The sequence below is a fragment of the Pseudomonas sp. GW823-FHT02C05 genome (genome assembly GCF_058797595.1).
On sequence record NZ_JBXAJU010000002.1, the window covers coordinates 893,701 to 911,262 of the forward strand.

Sequence of the window (17,562 nt, forward strand, 5' to 3'; positions counted from 1 at the left end):
GGGCATTTTTTTTGCCCGGGATTCATCTGAGGGGGCAAAACCGCTATCGTCGCCGCCATTCAAGACGAGGCGAACATGGGCTATCTACTTTTTGTCACGCTGATCCAGGCGTTTTCCTTCAGCCTGATCGGCGAATACCTGGCCGGGCATGTCGACAGTTACTTCGCGGTGCTGGTGCGGGTGCTGCTGGCGGGGCTGGTGTTCATTCCACTGACCCGCTGGCGCCGGGTGGCCCCGGCCTTCATGCGCGGCATGCTGCTGATCGGTGCGCTGCAGTTCGGCATCACCTACGTGTGCCTGTACCTGAGCTTTCGCGTGCTGACGGTGCCGGAAGTACTGCTGTTCACCATCCTCACGCCGTTGCATGTGACCCTGATCGAAGACGCCCTGAACCGGCGCTTCAACCCCTGGGGCCTGCTGGCGGCGCTGGTGGCGGTGGCAGGCGCGGTGGTGATCCGCTACGACAGCGTCAACCCGGACTTCTTCATGGGCTTCTTGCTGCTGCAACTGGCCAACTTCACCTATGCCGCCGGGCAAGTGCTGTACAAGCATCTGGTAGCGCGCTACCCCAGCGACGAGCCGCACTACCGGCGCTTCGGCTACTTCTACCTGGGGGCGCTGCTGGTGGTGTTGCCGGCGTTCCTGCTGTTCGGCAAGGCCCACTACCTGCCCGACGCGCCGCTGCAGTGGGCGGTGCTGCTCTTCCTCGGCCTGGTGTCCACGGCCCTGGGCATGTACTGGTGGAACAAGGGCGCGTGCCTGGTGACCGGCGCCACCCTGGCGGTGATGAACAACCTGCATGTGCCGGTGGGGCTGTTGATCAACCTGCTGATCTGGAACCAGCACGAAGACCTGGGGCGGCTGTTGCTGGGCGGGTTGGTGATTCTGGGGGCGGTGTGGATCAGCCGCCGCGGCGCGGCACCGCGCCTGAGGCCCTAACCTGTAGGAGCCGGCTTGCCGGCGAAAGGGCCCGCAAGCGTTGCGTCTGGCCGGCCAACGCCTTCGCTGGCAAGCCAGCTCCTACCGGGTTACAGAGCCTGCTTCTCTACCGTCGGCACATGGCTGGCACCCAGCACCGCCGGCAGCAGGCCGGCCCGCAGGTCGGTGCCGCTGGGCTGCTGGTACAGGTTCAGGCCGAATTCCGGCATCACCGCCAGCAGGTAATCGAAGATATCCCCCTGGATGCGCTCGTAATCCACCCACGCGGTGGTGCGGGTGAAGCAGTAGATCTCCAGGGGAATGCCCTGGGCCGTGGTCTGCATCTGGCGCACCATGCAGGTCATGTTCGGCTGGATTTCCGGGTGGCTCTTCAGGTAGGCCAGGGCATAGGCGCGAAAGGTGCCGATATTGGTCATGCGCCGGCGGTTGGCCGACAGCGCGGCGACGTTGCCCTGGGCTTCGTTCCAGCTTTTGAGCTCGGACTGCTTGCGCCCGATGTAGTCGGTGAGCAGGCGCACCTTGCTCAGGCGCACTTCTTCGTCGTCATGCAGGAAGCGCACGCCGCTGGCGTCGATGTACAGGCTGCGCTTGATCCGCCGGCCGCCGGACTGCTGCATGCCGCGCCAGTTCTTGAACGATTCGCTCATCAACCGCCAGGTGGGGATCGAGACAATGGTCTTGTCGAAGTTCTGCACCTTGACCGTGTGCAGGGTGATGTCCACCACGTCGCCGTCAGCGCCGACCTGGGGCATTTCGATCCAGTCGCCGACCCGCAGCATGTCGTTGCTGGTCAACTGTACGCTGGCCACGAAGGACAGCAGGGTGTCCTTGTAGACCAACAGGATCACCGCCGACATGGCGCCCAGGCCCGACAGCAGCAACAGCGGCGAGCGGTCGATCAGGGTGGCGACGATGATGATCGCGCCAAACACGTACAACACCATTTTCGCCAACTGCACATAGCCCTTGATCGAGCGGGTGCGGGCGTGTTCGGTGCGCGCGTAGATGTCCAGCAGGGCATTGAGCAGGGCGCTCAGGGCCAGGAGCTGGAACAGGATGGTGAAGGCCATGGCCAGGTTGCCGAGGAACAGCAGGCTGGTCTTGCTCAGCTCCGGTACCAGGTGCAGGCCGAACTGGATCACCAGGGAGGGAGTCATCTGTGCCAGGCGGTGGAATACCTTGTTGTGGCGCAGGTCGTTGAGCCAGTGCAGGGCCGGCTGGCGGCCCAGCAGCTTGACCGCGTGCAGCACCAGGTAGCGTGCCACTCGTCCGACCAGCAGGGCGACCACCAGTAACAGGGCCAGGCCGATGCCGGCGTGCAGGAGAGGGTGTTGGTCGAGTGCTCCCCAGAGATCCTGGGTATTGAGCCAGAGCTGTTTGAAATCCATGGGCTAAAACGATTCTTCTATAAGGCACAGGAGGGGGATTAGAGCATTTAACCCTGGGAAAGTTACGGTTAAGGACAAATCGGTTAACAAAAAACCAACTCTTTGCCACCGTTTGCACAAAGAAACTCGGCCTTCGCGCTCGAAACCGGTACCCTATGCAGCTGTTTTTTTGCATATCTTCGAGGTAGCACCCGTGTTTTCCCAATTCGCCCTGCACGAACGCCTGCTCAAAGCCGTGGCCGAGCTTAAATTTGTCGAGCCGACGCCGGTGCAAGCAGCGGCTATTCCGCTCGCGCTGCAAGGGCGTGACCTGCGGGTGACGGCACAGACCGGTAGCGGCAAGACCGCGGCTTTTGTCCTGCCGATCCTCAATCGCCTGATCGGCCCGGCGAAGATCCGCGTCAGCATCAAGACCCTGATCCTGCTGCCGACTCGGGAACTGGCCCAGCAGACTCTCAAGGAAGTCGAGCGTTTCTCCCAGTTCACCTTCATCAAGTCGGGCCTGATCACCGGTGGTGAAGACTTCAAGGTCCAGGCTGCCATGCTGCGCAAGGTGCCGGACATCCTCATCGGCACTCCGGGGCGCATGCTGGAGCAACTCAACGCCGGCAACCTGGATTTGAAGGAAGTCGAAGTGCTGGTGCTCGACGAAGCCGACCGCATGCTCGACATGGGCTTTGCCGAAGACGTGCAGCGCCTGGTGGACGAATGCCCGAACCGCCAGCAGACCATGTTGTTCTCCGCCACGACCGGCGGCTCCGGCCTGCGGGAAATGGTCGCCAAGGTCCTCAACAACCCTGAGCACCTGCAACTCAACAGCGTCAGCCAGCTGAACGAAACCACCCGTCAGCAGATCATCACCGCCGACCACAACCAGCACAAAGAACAGATCGTCAACTGGCTGCTGGCCAACGAGACCTACCAGAAGGCCATCGTCTTCACCAACACCCGGGCCATGGCCGACCGCATCTACGGCCGCCTGGTGGCCCAGGACTACAAGGCTTTCGTCCTGCACGGTGAAAAGGACCAGAAGGACCGCAAACTGGCCATCGACCGCCTGAAGCAGGGCGGGGTGAAGATCCTCGTGGCCACTGACGTCGCTGCCCGCGGCCTGGACGTTGACGGCCTGGACCTGGTGATCAACTTCGACATGCCGCGCAGCGGCGACGAATACGTGCACCGCATCGGCCGCACCGGCCGTGCCGGCAACGATGGCCTGGCCATCTCGCTGATCTGCCACGGCGACTGGAACCTGATGTCGAGCATCGAGCGCTACCTCAAGCAGAGCTTCGAGCGCCGCACCATCAAGGAAGTCAAAGGCACCTACAGCGGGCCGAAGAAGGTCAAGGCCTCCGGCAAGGCGGTGGGCGTGAAGAAGAAAAAGACCGACGCCAAGGGCGACAAGAAAAAGGCCGTGGCCAAGGCCCCGACCAAGCGCAAGACCGCCAACCGGCCCAAGAGCGACAGCCTGGTCAGCCAGGATGGCCTGGCGCCGCTCAAGCGCCGCAAGCCACAGGCCCCCGCCGCTGAATAAGCCTGGCGCCTGATGCAGATGAAAAGCCCGGACCTGGTCCGGGCTTTTTGCTTTGCGGGTGTCAGCTCTCGGCCTTTTTCTCGGCAGTGGCCAGTTCCTTGAGCCGCTGGTCGATCAACTGGCAATTGTCCGGCAGGTCCTTGCTGGAGGTGCTCAGGTCCATCTTCTGCAGTTCGGCGTTGATCTCCTTGGCCTTGGCCGGGTTCTGCTCGGTGATCTTGCTGACTTCCTGGGCCAGCTGTTCGCGCTTGGCGGTGGCTTCGTCCGGGGTGCAGGCCCAGGTGGGCAGGGCGAACAGCAGGCTGCTGGCGAGGGTAAGAATGCTCAGGTTCTTCATGGCGTAGGCCTCGTGATTCGGAACGGGCAGTCATCCGGTTGAGGCAGCGGAGGCAGGGAAAGTTCAGTTGGATTGAGCCGGTGGCCGCGGCTTTGATTGCCGTGCCTGATCAGGAATTCTTACTCGGCAATTCAGATGGATCTGATTTGCCGGCGTCGCCGATAGCTCTAGCATCCGGCCTTGTAGCAGGGCGCGTGCCCCGCAAAACCAGCCATCCATCGACGATGCTCGCGCTTAATTGACGTCAGAATGGTGGCACATTAACATCGCGCGCCCTTTCTCTACCCTTGCTGCCGTTTCGAAGGACCGAATATGTCTCTCTCCACCCTCGGGATGAGGTTGTGCTGTGCCTTGTCCTGCTTGCTGCTGGTCACTGCGCTGCCCAGCGCCACTGCCGCGCCGTTGCCGGGCCCGGCTTTCAACCCCGGCGACCAGGACCTGATCCGCGACCGCCAGAACCGCCTGCTGGAAGAACAGCAGCGGCGCCTCGAAGAACTCAAGGACCTGCCCGGCAAGAGCGCCGCGCCTGTAGCGCCCACGGCGCCGGCCGACAGCCGCTGCTTCCCGATCAAGGACATCCAGCTCAAGGGCGCCGACTCGCTGTCGGCTGCCGAGCGCGAGCGCCTGCTCCAGCCCTACATCGGCCAGTGCCTGGGGGTAGCGCAGCTCAATGAACTGCTCAAGGTCATCACCGACCGCTATATCGAAAAAGGCCTGGTCACCAGCCGTGCCTACCTGCCGCAGCAAGACCTCTCCAGCGGCCACCTGCAAGTGCTGGTGGTGGAAGGCAAGCTCGAAGGGCTCAAGGCCGCCGAAGACAGCAAGCTCAGTGCCCGTGAGCTGAACATGGCCTTCCCCGGCAGTAGCGGTGAGCTGCTCAACCTGCGGCAGATCGAACAGATGGTGGACCAGCTCAACCGCCTGCCGTCGAACCAGGCGCAGATGGAACTGGCCCCGGGCCAGGCCGTGGGCGGCAGCGAGGTCTTGGTCAAGAACAACGCGCAAAAGCCCTGGCGCGTTGGCCTATCACGCAGCAACGAGGGCCAGAAGAGCACCGGCGAGCAGCAGTGGGGCAGCTCCTTCGAATGGGACAGCCCCCTGGGGCTGGCCGACCAACTGGTGCTGCGCGGCGGCCACGACGCCATCAGCGACCACCAGAAAACCTCGCGCAACGCCATGCTCTATTACAACCTGCCGTTTGGCTGGTGGAACCTCAGCTACAGCTACAGCCAGAGCGAATACCGTTCCCTGGCCCAGGGCCAGGGCTTCAACTTCAAGCAGACCGGCGACAGCCAGAATCACCAGTTGCGCCTGGAGCGGGTGATCCATCGCGACGCCCTCAGCAAAACCTCGCTCAATACCGGCCTGAGCTACCTGCGCACCAACAACTACATCGAAGACAGCAAACTGAGCAACAGCAGCAACCGCCTCAGCGAAGCCCAGTTCGGCATCAACCATGGCCGGCGCATCGGCAGCGGTTTTCTCAACCTCGACCTGGGGCTGCAGGACGGCATCGGCGCCTTCGATGCGCAGCGTGAAAACCAGCGCGACCGTTTCGGCAACCGCCAGGCCAACGCCCGTTATCGCAAGTACAGCGCCACCGCCAGCTACCTGCAGCCGTTCAAGCTGGGGGAAGAATCCCTGGTGTTCAGCAGCCTGGTCACCGGCCAGCGCAGCGAGGACCTGCTGTTCAGTTCGCAACGCATGAGCCTGGGCAGCCAGTCCTCGATCCGCGGCTACAAGGACCAGAGCCTCAATGGCGACAGCGGCTACTACTGGCGCAACGACCTGCGCTGGACTCGTCCGGTGGGCTGGGACTGGCTGCGCCCGGTGTTCGCCGAATACGGCGCGGGGCTGGGCTATGACTTCGGCGCGATCCGCAACGACCGCTACAACGCCGAGCAGCATGGCCGGGTCTCCAGCGACTCCATCGAATTCTTCGCCCGGGGCAAGCACCTTGCCGCCAGCGTGACCTTTGCCCATTCCCTCGAACGGCCCGAAGCCCTGAGTGAACGGGAAGCCCCGATCTATTTCCGCCTGGACCTGTTCCTTTAACTCCGCTCTTTGCCCGAGATATACGACATGGACGCTCGTCAGTTCGCCTTTCTGGCCCGCCAGCCTTCCGCCACCCTGCAAGCGCGGGATTCGTTCTGGGGGCTGTCCAAACGCGGTCTGGCGTTCATCCTGGCCAACGTGATGTTCTGGCAGCCCGTGGTGGCGATGGCCGACGGCATCGTGGTCAACGGCAGCGGTACAACACTGGGACAGGCCGGCAATGGCGTGCCCATCGTCAACATTGCCACGCCCAATGGCAGCGGCCTGTCGCACAACAAGTTCAGCGACTACAACGTCGGCCAGCAGGGCGTGATCCTCAACAACGCCACCGGCCGCACCCAGGAAACCCAACTGGGCGGAATCATTCTCGGCAACTCCAACCTGGGTGGCCGCGCGGCCAATATGATCCTCAACGAGGTCAACGGCGGCAGCCCCAGCCAGCTCAAGGGCTACACCGAAGTGGCCGGGCAGTCGGCCCATGTCATTGTCGCCAACCCCTATGGCGTGAGCTGCAACGGCTGCGGCTTTATCAACACCCCGAAAGCCACCCTGACCACCGGCAAGCCGGTGATCGAGAACGGCCAGGTCCAGCGTTACCAGGTGGACCAGGGCAGCGTCGCCATCGAAGGCGCGGGCCTCAACGCGAGCAATATCGACCAGTTCGAAATCATCACCCGCAGCGCCAAGCTCAACGCCGAGATCCAGGCCAGGCACCTGGCGGTGATCGCCGGGGCCAACGACGTCGACGCCAAGACCTTGAGCGCCACGGCCCGCACCGCCAACCCGGCGGATGCACCGCAACTGGCCATCGACTCATCAGCCCTGGGCGGCATGTACGCCGGGGCGATCAAGCTGGTGGGCACCGAGGCCGGGGTGGGGGTTAAGCTCGACGGCAAGCTGATCGCCAGTGGCGGTGATATCCAACTGGATGCCAACGGCCAGTTGCGCATGGCGGACGCCACTGCCGAGAAGGGCGCGGTGGCGATCAAGGCCGGCAGCCTGGAGGCCCAGGGCGCGGTCTACGCCGGCAGCGAACTCAAGGTGCAGACCAAGGGTGACCTGAGCAGCCAGAAAACCCTCGCCGCCCGCGACAGCATCCAGCTGGACAGCGGTGGCCAACTGAGCAACCAGGGCATCATCGAAGCCGGGGTCAATGCCGATAACTCTCGCAACGCCAACGGCGACATCAGCCTCAACGCCCGGGATCTCGACAACCGCGGCAAGAGCATTGTCGCCAGTCGCGACCTGACCCTGAACACGGCCCAGACCCTGGACAACCAGGGCGGCACCCTGAGCGGGCAGCGCCAGGTGAAGGTCAGTGCCGGGGCTCTGGATAACAGCCGTCAGGGCAAGCTGCTGAGCGCCGAGCGCCTGCAACTCGATGCTGAGCAAGTGCGTAACGGCCAGGGCGGCCTGATCAAGAGCCAGCAGTCACTCGATGCCAACCTGGGCCACTTGAGCAACAGCGGCGGCGAGCTGTCGAGCCAGGGCAGCAGCAACCTGGTGCTGGCCGGGATGGACAACCTCACCGGCGTGGTACTGGCGCAACAGACCCTGGAGATTACCGGTACTGCGGAACTGGACAACCAGGGCGGCCTGCTCTCGGGCTGGCAGGGCCTGACCCTCAATGGCACGGGCTTGAACAACAGCAACAAAGGCACCGTTTCCAGCCTCAAGGGCGGTGTCGAGGTCACCCTCAGCGACGCCTTGAACAACAGCCAGGGCGGTGGCCTGGTCAGCCAGCAGGCCCTGGACGTCAAGGCCGCGAGCCTCGACAACAGCCACCAGGGGGTGATCTCCAGCGCCGGCGAGCAAAGCCTCAAACTCAGCGACCTGCTGGACAACAGCCAGGGCGGCTCCATCGACAGCGCCGCGACCCTGACCCTGCAGGCCATGACCCTGGGCAACCAGGGCGGCACGGTCAACGCCGCCGGCGACCTGGAGTTCATCGGCAGCGACCTGGACAACAGCCACGGCACCTTCACCGGCAAGCAGGGCGTTACCCTCGACCTGCTGGGACACTTGATCAACAACCAGGGCACCCTGTCCGCCGCTGGCCCTTTGCTGCTCAAGCGCAGCACTAAGGTTGAGAACCAGGGCGGCGAACTCTCCAGCCAGCAGTGGCTGCGGCTGTTCACCGAACACTTGGACAACCGACAGAAGGGCCGGGTCGCGGCCAATGAGTCGGTGTTGATCAACGCCAGTGGCGAAGTGCAGAACAGCGATGGCGGAGAGATCCTCAGCCGCGAAGCCGACCTGCAACTCAATGCCGAGCGTCTGGATAACGCCAGAGGCCTGCTGCAGGCCAAGACCAACCTGGGCCTCGATGTGGCGGCCGACGCCGGCAACCAAGGCGGACAAGTGATTGCCCAGCAGGGCGACCTGACGCTCAAGGCGGGCCACCTCGACAACAGGGCCGGCAAGGTGTCCGCCCTCAACGGCGGCGCCACCCTGGAAACCGCGGCCGATGGCCGCCTCGACAACCGCGACGGCGCGCTCTTCGCCCAGCAGGCTCTGCATATTAGCGCCAAGGACCTGGACAACAGCGCCGGCCAGATCAGCGCCCGGCAGATCGAGCTGGAGCTCGCTGGTGCCCTGGACAACCGCCAGGGCCTGATCGAAAGCGGCAGTACCCTGGCCACCGCTGCTGCCAGCCTGGACAACCAGCGCGGGCAACTGCGGGCCCTGGGCCTGGCCAGCAAGACCCGGTTCAGCATCGCTGGCACCTTCGACAACCGCGACGGCTCCCTGGAAACCGCCAACAACGACCTGGCCTTCGACGCCGGCGGCTTCAACAACCGCGGCGGCAGCCTGCTGCACAGCGGCAGTGGCGTGTTCGGCATCTCCATGGCCAACCTCGAAGACGTCGGCGGCCGCCTGAAGACCGCCGGCCAACTGACCCTGGAAGCCGAGCGCTGGACCAACAGCAGTGCAATCCAAGCCGACCGGTTGCTGGTCAAGGTCGACCACCTGACCCAGACCGCCGATGGCCAGCTCCTGGCGGGCACCGGCCTGACCGGCAGCGGCAGCCACTGGAGCAATGACGGCCTGATCGGCAGTGACGCCGCGCTCAACCTCGACCTGAACGGCAGCTACAGCGGCAAGGGGCGCCTGAGCAGCATTGGTCAACTGGACCTGCATGCCGCCCAACTGGACCTGGCGGACAGCGCCAGCATCGCCGGTGGCGCCAATGGCACCCTGAAGATCGACGGTGCGCTGAACAGCGCCGGGCGTATCACCGCCAGCCAGAAGCTGCTGCTGAATGCCGCCAGCATCCACAACCTCGGCACCCTGGGCAGCGGTGAAGACCTGAGCCTCAACGCCGCCACCCTGGTCAACGACCATGGCCTGATCTCCAGCGGCGGCAATATGCAGTTGCTGACCAACAGTTTCACCAACCGCTATGCCCAGGTGTACAGCCTGGGTACCGCGCTGATCGCCAAGGACGACCAGCAAGCCAGGGCCGACCTGCTGGACAACCGCTCCGGGGATATCGAAAGCCTGGGCAAGCTGACCATCGCCGCCAGCACCCTCAACAACGTCATGGACGTGCTGCAGTACACCGAGCACGAAAAGAGTGCCGCCAGCATCACCCGCCTGTCCTGCACCCTGATTCCCGTCGCCGGCTGCGACGACCGCGGCGGTGGCCGCATCAACGGCCTGTGGGAAGTGGCCGAGACCGACCGCCTGCGGGTGACCAACAGCAGCGCCGCCGCCAGCCTCAACAGCGGCGCCGACCTGCAGATCGATACCCAGACCCTGACCAACACCAGCAGCCTGATTACCGCGGCCGGCGACATCAACATCAAGGCCGAGACCGTCCACAACCAGGGCCTGCAACCCCAGGAAATCACCACCCTGCGGCGCTACTGGAGCTTCGTCAACGAAACCGGCACCGCCGCAGCCCTAGCCGCCGCGTTCAACGCCCGCAACAACCCGACGCCTTCGAGCAGCTTCGCCTCCGACCTCAGCGCCTTCATTGCCTGGACCGGGGTGATGCTGTCTTCCAGCAGCAAGGTGGTGGACGGCGACCAATCCTTCGCCGCCACCATCCAGGCCGGTGGCAAGGTCAACCTCAAGGCTGACCAGACCCTCGACAACAGCGTGATCCGCTCCTTCTACGAGTACGTCGGCGCCGGCAAGACCCTGACCGACACCGGCGTTGGCAACGGCTACTCGACGCCGATCCGGATCAACCCGCAACTGCCCCCGGAACTGGCCCAGCAACAGGTCAACCCCCTGGAGCTGCCGGGCTTCACCCTGCCCACCGGCGGCAACGGCCTGTTCCGCCTCAGCGGCCAGGGCAGCACTTTGGCCCAGGCCCCGACGCCTGCGCAGATCGCCGGCCTGCCGGACGCCGCGAGCCTGTCCCGGCCGCACAAGTACCTGATCGAAACCAACCCGGCGCTGACCAACCTCAAGCAGTTCATGAGCTCGGACTACCTGCTGTCCAACCTGGGCTACAACCCCGATGAAAGTGCCAAGCGCCTGGGGGACGGTTTCTACGAACAGAAACTCATCCAGCAAGCCATGGTGGCCCGCACCGGCCAGCGCTTTATCGATGGCCAGGACAGCAACGAAAAGCTCTTCAAGCACCTGATGGACAACGCCCTCCAGAGCAAGCAACAGCTTGATCTCTCGGTGGGCGTGACCCTGACCTCCGAACAAGTCGCCGCCCTGACCCACGACATCGTCTGGCTGGAAAGCCATGAAGTGAACGGCGAACAGGTGTTGGTGCCAGTGCTGTACCTGGCCCAGGCCAACAACCGCCTGGCGCCCAACGGCTCCCTGATCGCCGGCAAGGACGTGAGCCTGATTGCCGGCAAGGACTTGAACAACGTCGGCACTCTGCGCGCGGCCAATGACCTGTCGGCGGTGGCGGGGGCGAACCTGGTCAATAGTGGGTTGGCGGAGGCGGGCAAGGGCCTGAGTCTGACGGCGGGCAAGGATCTTCTGAACAAGGCCGGTGGTGTTATCGCTGGGCGTGATGTGGCCTTGATGGCAACTGATGGGGACGTGGTTAACGAGCGAACCTTGACTCGTCATCGGAGCTCCACTTCCACCAGTAATGAACAACGCGATTTTGTTGATAGTGCAGCGCGTATCGAGGCCGCCAACAATCTGACCCTGACTGCAAGCCGGGACCTGAAAAATACCGGTAGTGCATTGACCGCAGGCGGTGATGCGGTGCTCAGCGCTGGGCGTGACCTGTCCATTACGTCCACCGAACAGGCGAACAGCAGCAGTGGCCAGTTCAAGAAAGACCTCTGGACGCGTAGTCAGACCACACAAAATGCCAGTGACATTCAGATAGCCGGCAGTCTGAAAGCAACAGCGGGTCAAGACATTCAAGTAGTGGCGAGCAAGGTTGCTGCCCAGCAAAGCTTGTCGATGGTTGCAGCACGAGATGTGGCCATCGAGTCTGCGGCCAACGCGGGTCATAGCTCGTTCAAAACCAGTAACGGTAGAAGTTCTGACGATCAGGTTCGCCAGCAGTCTTCACGGGTAGAGGCGGGTGGTGATCTGTCGATCAAGGCAGGCCAGGACCTGACATTGGTGGCCAGCCGGGTTAAAGGGGGGCAGAACGTCGCCCTGGATGCTGCTCGCGATCTCAATGTGCTGTCGGCAAAGGATGAGACTGCCTCTTTCATGTCCAAGAAGAGCAAAGGCTCCTTTGGTCAGAGCAGCAGCAAACAGCAGGAGAGCTACCACAGTACCAACATCGCCTCCGTGGTCGAGGCCGGGAAAGACCTGACCCTCAACACCAGCAAGAAAGCCGATGGCGGCATGAGCATCAACGGTGGCCGCGATGTCACGCTGATCGGCAGCCAGCTCAAGGCCGGTGCAGACCTGATGGTCGGTGCCACCGGTGATGTGGCGATCCTCTCCGGTGTCGAGGAGCACGGCTCCTACAGCAAGAAGACCAAGTCCGGTTTCCTCGGCCTGTCCAAAAGCGGCAAGAGCCAGTTGCAAACCACCGCGACCCAGGTCGGCAGCGAGCTGAGCGCTGGCAACGATGTGGTGGTGGCCGCGGGCAACGATATCCGCCTGCGGGCCAGTGAAGCCGTGGCCGGCAACGATGTGGAACTGCGTGCCGGGCTGGTCAAGGACAGCGGTGACATCAACCTGGTTTCGGCCAATGACACGGCCTACAGCCGCAGCGAGCAGTACAAGAAAAAAGTCGGGCTTTCCTCCTCCGGGGCCAGCGTCTCCTTTGCCTCGGCCAAGGAGTCCGGGCGCCAGGCGCAAAGCAGCACCAGCGTGGGCAGCCAGGTGCTGGCCGAGCGCGATGCGAGCCTGAAGGCCGAGCGCGACATCAATGTGGTGGGCAGCGGCATCAGCGCCGGGCGCAATGTCAGTCTTGACGCCGGACGCGATGTGAATGTGCTGGCGGCACAGAACAGCTCGGCGGAGCAGGACTGGAAAAAGAGCAAGCAAGTCGGCGTGGGCGTCAGCAGTGACGACAACGGTGTGAGTTTCTTCGCCGGTGCCGAGCGCAACAAGGAAAAGAACCGCGTCGAAACCCAGACCGCCGCCGCCAGCCAGATCAGCGCCGGTGCAGACCTGTCGGTCAACGCCAAGCGCGACATCAATCAGGTGGGTTCCGACCTTCGGGCCGATCACGACATCAACCTGGTCGCCGGCCGCGACATCAAGATCGACGCCGCCCGGGAAGTGCGGGTGACCGAGCAGCAGCGTGAAAGCGAGCGCAATGGCCTGGGTGTCACCATTAACCACAACTATGGCAAGACCAAGGACGCGGTCAACGGCGCCGGCGACGGTGAAAACAACACCAGCAAAGCCTCCAGCACCCTCAAGGCCGTCGACTCGGTCAGCCAGTTCCTCGCCGGGCCGACCGCCGACGTCAAGCTTGGCAACAGCAAGCAAAGCAGCAGCCAGGAGATCATCGAGCAGGGCAACCGCTCTTCAACTCTGCAGGCCGGCAACGACCTGAACCTCACGGCCAACAACGACGTGACCGTCAAGGGCAGTCAACTGAGTGCCGGGCGCGACATCAACGTCAAAGGGCGCGACGTCACCCTGGATGTGGCCAAAGGCAGCATCAGCGAGGAAACCCGCAACACCGAGATGTGGGGCGGCATCCACGGCGGCACCAGCGGCGGCTTCAAGATCGGCGTCGGCGGCAGCTTCGGCACCGCCAGCACCGAGAGCAGCCAAGGCTCCTCCACTGCCACCCAACTGGATGCCGGGCGCGACATCAACCTCAAGGCCAGCAACGACCTGAACCTGATCGGGACCCAGGCCCAGGCCGGACGCAACATTGACCTGGATGCCGGCAACGACCTGAATATTCGCGCCGCGCAGAACGATCACAGCAGCGAGAACAACCGCAACAGTGGTGGTGGGGAAGTGGGCTTCACCTTCGGCTCGGAAGGCGTGGGCGTCTACGCCAGCGTCAGCATGGGCAAAGGCAATCTGGAGCGTGAAGGCGAGCGCCAGCAAGAGGCTTATCTCTATGCCGGGGAGCGGCTGGGCTTCACCAGTGGCAAGGACACCAACATTTCTGGTGCCAACCTGCGTGGCGATGAAGTTATCGGGCGTGTCGGGGGGGACCTGAACATTGCTTCGGTCGCCGACACCGGCAAGGTCAAGGGCAAGGAATTCGACATCAGCGTCACCGCTACCTTTGGTCCTGCTCCAGGGCTCAGTGGCTCGGTCGGCTATGGCCAGACCACCGGCAAGACCGACTGGGTTGAAGAGCAAACCCGTATTACCGGCAAGAACAAGGTCGATATCCGCACCGAAAACCACACCCAAATCGACGGCGCGCTGATCGCTGCCGACAACGGCAACCTCAAGCTGGACACCGGCACGCTGGGCTTCAGCGATATTGCCGGCAAGGACAAGGAACACGGTTATTACCTGAACGTGGGCGGCACCTACAGCTCCGGTAGTGGCACCACACAAGACAGCAGCCAGGTGGGTAAAGGCAAGGAAGGTGAAACCGGCTGGAGCGTCAGCGGCTGGGACTACCAGAAGGACCGCGAGCAGATCGTGCGCGCCACCGTCGGGGCGGGCGAGATCGTGGTGCGCAAGGATGCCGAGACCGGGGCCGATTCAACGGCCGGGCTGAACCGGGATGTGAGCAAGGCGTATGAGATCACCAAGGATGAGGAGTCGCGTACGGATTTGTATGCGAGTAGTTCTTCCCTTGGGGCGGTGGCGAGCCCGAAGAAGACGTATGAGCAGTGGAAGAAGAATGTTGAGTTGTATGGGGAGAACAGTCGAGACGCGATGTTAAAGCTCGACGAGCTTATGGCCAGTATGGTCGTGCTACTTACAGCGGGAAGCGATATCGAATTTGCATCCAGGCACGTGAACAACGTGCTGGTGATCCGTGAAAACGCTCGAAAACTCGTCAGCAAGGATGAGAACAAACGTGCGGAGGGCATGGATTATCTGATCCGGTCCAAAGTCGGCGAAGCGAATGGGGAGGCTGCAAAACTTCTTTTCGCTCGGATGAAGGATATTGCCCGCGAGAGCCCGGAGAAGTCACTTGAGCTAGCAGAAATGTTGGCCAGTTTGAAGAACCCTTCAAATGGATCGCTAAATCTCGCTGCTGCTCCTGGCGTAGGAATGATGGGGGCCTTAGCGCTTGCGCTGGTTTACTCAGGAGCGTCACCCCAGACTCAAGAAAATATGCGTAACACAGCCAACTCGGTTGTTGAGAGCGCTAAAAAGTCAGGTGGTGTTGCAAAGGAAGAGGTGCAGAGGCAGCTAAAAATTTCGATCGGCCTTTGGGAGTTGATAACCCTCACTACGTTTCCAATTCACCTGCTTGATGATGAAAACCGAAAGCTGGTCAATCCGATTGTTGATGCATCAGGACTGAATCCTACCAGTGGGGGCTACGCTGAAGGTGGCGGAGTTATCACAACGCCTCATACGGGTGGTACTCAGCTGGATGGAGTACAGAAGGATGGTGCCTATGTAACTCCGGAGCACAAGCTGAATCCGGGGGTGATGTATACTATAAATGGTATTACTCCTCGTAATGCACGAAATTTAGTTGGAGGGCCTCTTGAGGGTGGGACTCAAGTTAGTCGAAATTTCATATTGGAAGGTGGTCCCGTGAATGGAGTGTTATATCGGGCTGATAATCAAGGGAACATAACTAGCTACGCTACTTATGATTCGGTGGGTATGGTGTTGAAAAGAGTCGATGTTACAGGTAAGCCTCATTTGTCTGTTCCGACGCCACATGTAATAGAGTATGGTAGGAATACACTTCCTGATGGAACTGTTAGAGTGCAGTCACCATCCACGAAGTTAGCCCCAAGACCAATTAGACCAGACGAGGTTCCATGATGAGTGTTAATACAATTAAACCTTTTGTAGGCTTGAGTAGATATGAGTCATGGAAATCGCAGTGGGCGGAAAAAAGTACAGTTGATATATTTTCCTATGTGAGTGAAATTTGCAGTCCTGAAGATGTTATGTTGTTTTGTAGATTGTTGTTTCCCGATTTTGTTGTTAGGGATGATGCGGTGTTTCTAGAGAGTCGATACGACGCTGCGATATTCGATGTTTGGCTCGAGCAGTTGAATGGTGATGTCAATGCCGTTGAGAGGGTGATGAATCAAATTCATCTTTATGATGTTTTTTCTGGAACGGCAAGCGATGTTGGTGATGTAATATTTGAACAGTTGGCGGATATTTTTGCAGTTTCATGGCGTTTGGTTTTAAAAGATAAGTTTCCCGAGAAGAAGTTCTCTGTTGAAGTCTCAAATGCCGAGCAGGATTACGGTCCAACGATAATTTTTTTTCAGATTTGTTAGTTGTGTTTTAGAGTGGGCGGTATGAGTTTTTGAGTTGAGTGGTTTTGTGTGTGAGTTATTAGGTTGTATGTGTCGTGGGTGGTGTATTGCAGAGTGATATTTAGGGGGGTTAAGAAGTTTTTTTGTATGTTGCTTGTCTGGAAGAAGAGTGGGTTGTTTCGTGTTAAATAGTTCTGCTCTTAGTGTCCGCGTAAAAGATGAGTGATTCAGTTCTAACTCTATATATGTCGCGAGAGAAACGAGTGGCTTTGGCACTCTGATCGCTGCCGACAACGGCAACCTCAAGCTGGACACCGGCACCCTGGGCTTCAGCGATATCGCCGGCAAGGACAAGGAACACGGCTATTACCTGAACGTGGGCGGCACCTACAGCTCCGGTAGTGGCACCACACAAGACAGCAGCCAGGTGGGTAAAGGCAAGGAAGGTGAAACCGGCTGGAGCGTCAGCGGCTGGGATTACCAGAAGGACCGCGAGCAGATTGTGCGCGCCACCGTCGGGGCGGGCGAGATCGTGGTGCGCAAGGATGCCGAGACCGGGGCCGATTCAACGGCCGGGCTGAACCGGGATGTGGGCAAGGCATATGAGATCACCAAGGATGAGGAGTCGCGTACGGATCTGTATGCGAGCAGTTCTTCCCTTGGAGCGGTGGCGAGCCCGAAGATTGATATTGCTAATATTCTTGCCGAAGAGCGAGGGGTGAGTGTTCTGTTGAGAGGCTCTAATACACCAAGTGGTGACGCGACTATTCGTTTGCCAGATGGCACAAGACTTCGTGCAGAGTTTAAAACTTTTGAAACTCCAGATGCTCCGGTGTCAGAGCTGACGGATAATCGTATAAAGAGAATATTTGAGCGAAATATTAGTACCGGGAGTTCGCAGCTTAATGGTTTTCCAAGTGCGGTGGTGATTGATGCGCGTGCATTGAGTTTGTCATCTGAGCAGGTTGCTGGCTATATAGATAGAGCTTTAAATAACGTGGTGCCGAAGCGTCCTGAGTTGGAGCAGGTTTTTGCAATCACACAACATGGGGTTATTCAAATGCCGATTGTGAGAGGGAAGTAAATGGGTACGTATTATTATTTGTGCTGCAAAACTTGCAGAATTTCATTGAGCTTAGGAAAAAAGCTGGCGAAGGAAGGGGGGCGATTAGTTGTTCAGGGGGTTTACTCTGATAAGGAAAGGGCTTGGCTCAATGATAAGCGTGCATGGGATATTATTCAGGCTTTTTTTCAGCAGCATGAAGGGCACGATTTACTATTCGTTAATGATGACGACTTTTCGCAGATCCAGTTGTATGACTATGTTGAAGGAGATGACTTTTTGGAGGGGGGAACTTGATTGGTGGTTTTTTCTATAATAACAATTTTTGTTATGGTTGCTGCGTAAAGTTCTAAAGGGCGTTACATGTTGGATGCAATTGGAGATGTCCGTAGCCTAAATGGAGAGGAGAGATATGATGGCTGTTGGGTACTTTGAATTTACTTTGGTTTTTGATGAAAGAATAGTAA

8 protein-coding genes and 1 pseudogene are annotated in these 17,562 nt (G+C 60.5%); 7 read left to right on the forward strand and 2 right to left on the reverse strand.

The annotated features are described in order from the left end of the window. The first annotated feature begins 75 nt into the window (after nt 1-75). On the forward strand, nt 76-939 hold the full coding sequence (locus AC1RGE_RS15135) for a carboxylate/amino acid/amine transporter (RefSeq protein ID WP_041116582.1): 864 nt from the start codon (nt 76-78) through the stop codon (nt 937-939). An 89-nt stretch (nt 940-1,028) separates the two neighbouring features. Here the strand turns inward: AC1RGE_RS15135 and AC1RGE_RS15140 are convergent, their stop codons facing one another. Then, a complete protein-coding gene (locus AC1RGE_RS15140) occupies nt 1,029-2,327 on the reverse strand; it encodes a mechanosensitive ion channel family protein (protein ID WP_011059886.1) in 1,299 nt (432 codons plus the stop codon). 193 nt (nt 2,328-2,520) lie between these two features. Between AC1RGE_RS15140 and AC1RGE_RS15145 the strand changes: the two genes are divergently transcribed. Continuing rightward, complete coding sequence (locus AC1RGE_RS15145; RefSeq protein ID WP_011059887.1) at nt 2,521-3,861, forward strand: DEAD/DEAH box helicase; 1,341 nt, start codon at nt 2,521-2,523, stop codon at nt 3,859-3,861. Between the two features lie 61 nt (nt 3,862-3,922). Here AC1RGE_RS15145 and AC1RGE_RS15150 read toward each other — a convergent pair whose 3' ends face one another. Next, nucleotides 3,923-4,198 (reverse strand): hypothetical protein, encoded by a 276-nt coding sequence (locus tag AC1RGE_RS15150; RefSeq protein ID WP_011059888.1) that lies wholly within the window; start codon nt 4,196-4,198, stop codon nt 3,923-3,925. Nucleotides 4,199-4,510: 312 nt separating this feature from the next. Between AC1RGE_RS15150 and AC1RGE_RS15155 the strand changes: the two genes are divergently transcribed. The 5 genes and pseudogenes from AC1RGE_RS15155 (at nt 4,511) to AC1RGE_RS15175 (ending at nt 17,392) form a co-directional block, all read left to right on the forward strand. After that, a complete protein-coding gene (locus AC1RGE_RS15155; RefSeq protein ID WP_492584570.1) occupies nt 4,511-6,253 on the forward strand; it encodes a ShlB/FhaC/HecB family hemolysin secretion/activation protein in 1,743 nt (580 codons plus the stop codon). Between the two features lie 27 nt (nt 6,254-6,280). Then, nucleotides 6,281-15,583, forward strand: coding sequence for a hemagglutinin repeat-containing protein (locus tag AC1RGE_RS15160; RefSeq protein WP_492584572.1), 9,303 nt, complete (start codon nt 6,281-6,283; stop codon nt 15,581-15,583). Continuing rightward, nucleotides 15,583-16,053, forward strand: a complete 471-nt coding sequence (locus AC1RGE_RS15165) for a hypothetical protein (protein WP_492584574.1) — start codon at nt 15,583-15,585, stop codon at nt 16,051-16,053. Before AC1RGE_RS15160 ends, AC1RGE_RS15165 begins: the two co-directional genes overlap by 1 nt. A 250-nt stretch (nt 16,054-16,303) precedes the next feature. Beyond that, nucleotides 16,304-16,711 (forward strand): annotated as a pseudogene (locus AC1RGE_RS15170) (toxin C-terminal domain-containing protein); the annotation flags it as partial. 405 nt (nt 16,712-17,116) lie between these two features. Beyond that, nucleotides 17,117-17,392, forward strand: coding sequence for a hypothetical protein (locus AC1RGE_RS15175; protein WP_492584575.1), 276 nt, complete (start codon nt 17,117-17,119; stop codon nt 17,390-17,392). Nucleotides 17,393-17,562: the final 170 nt, after the last annotated feature.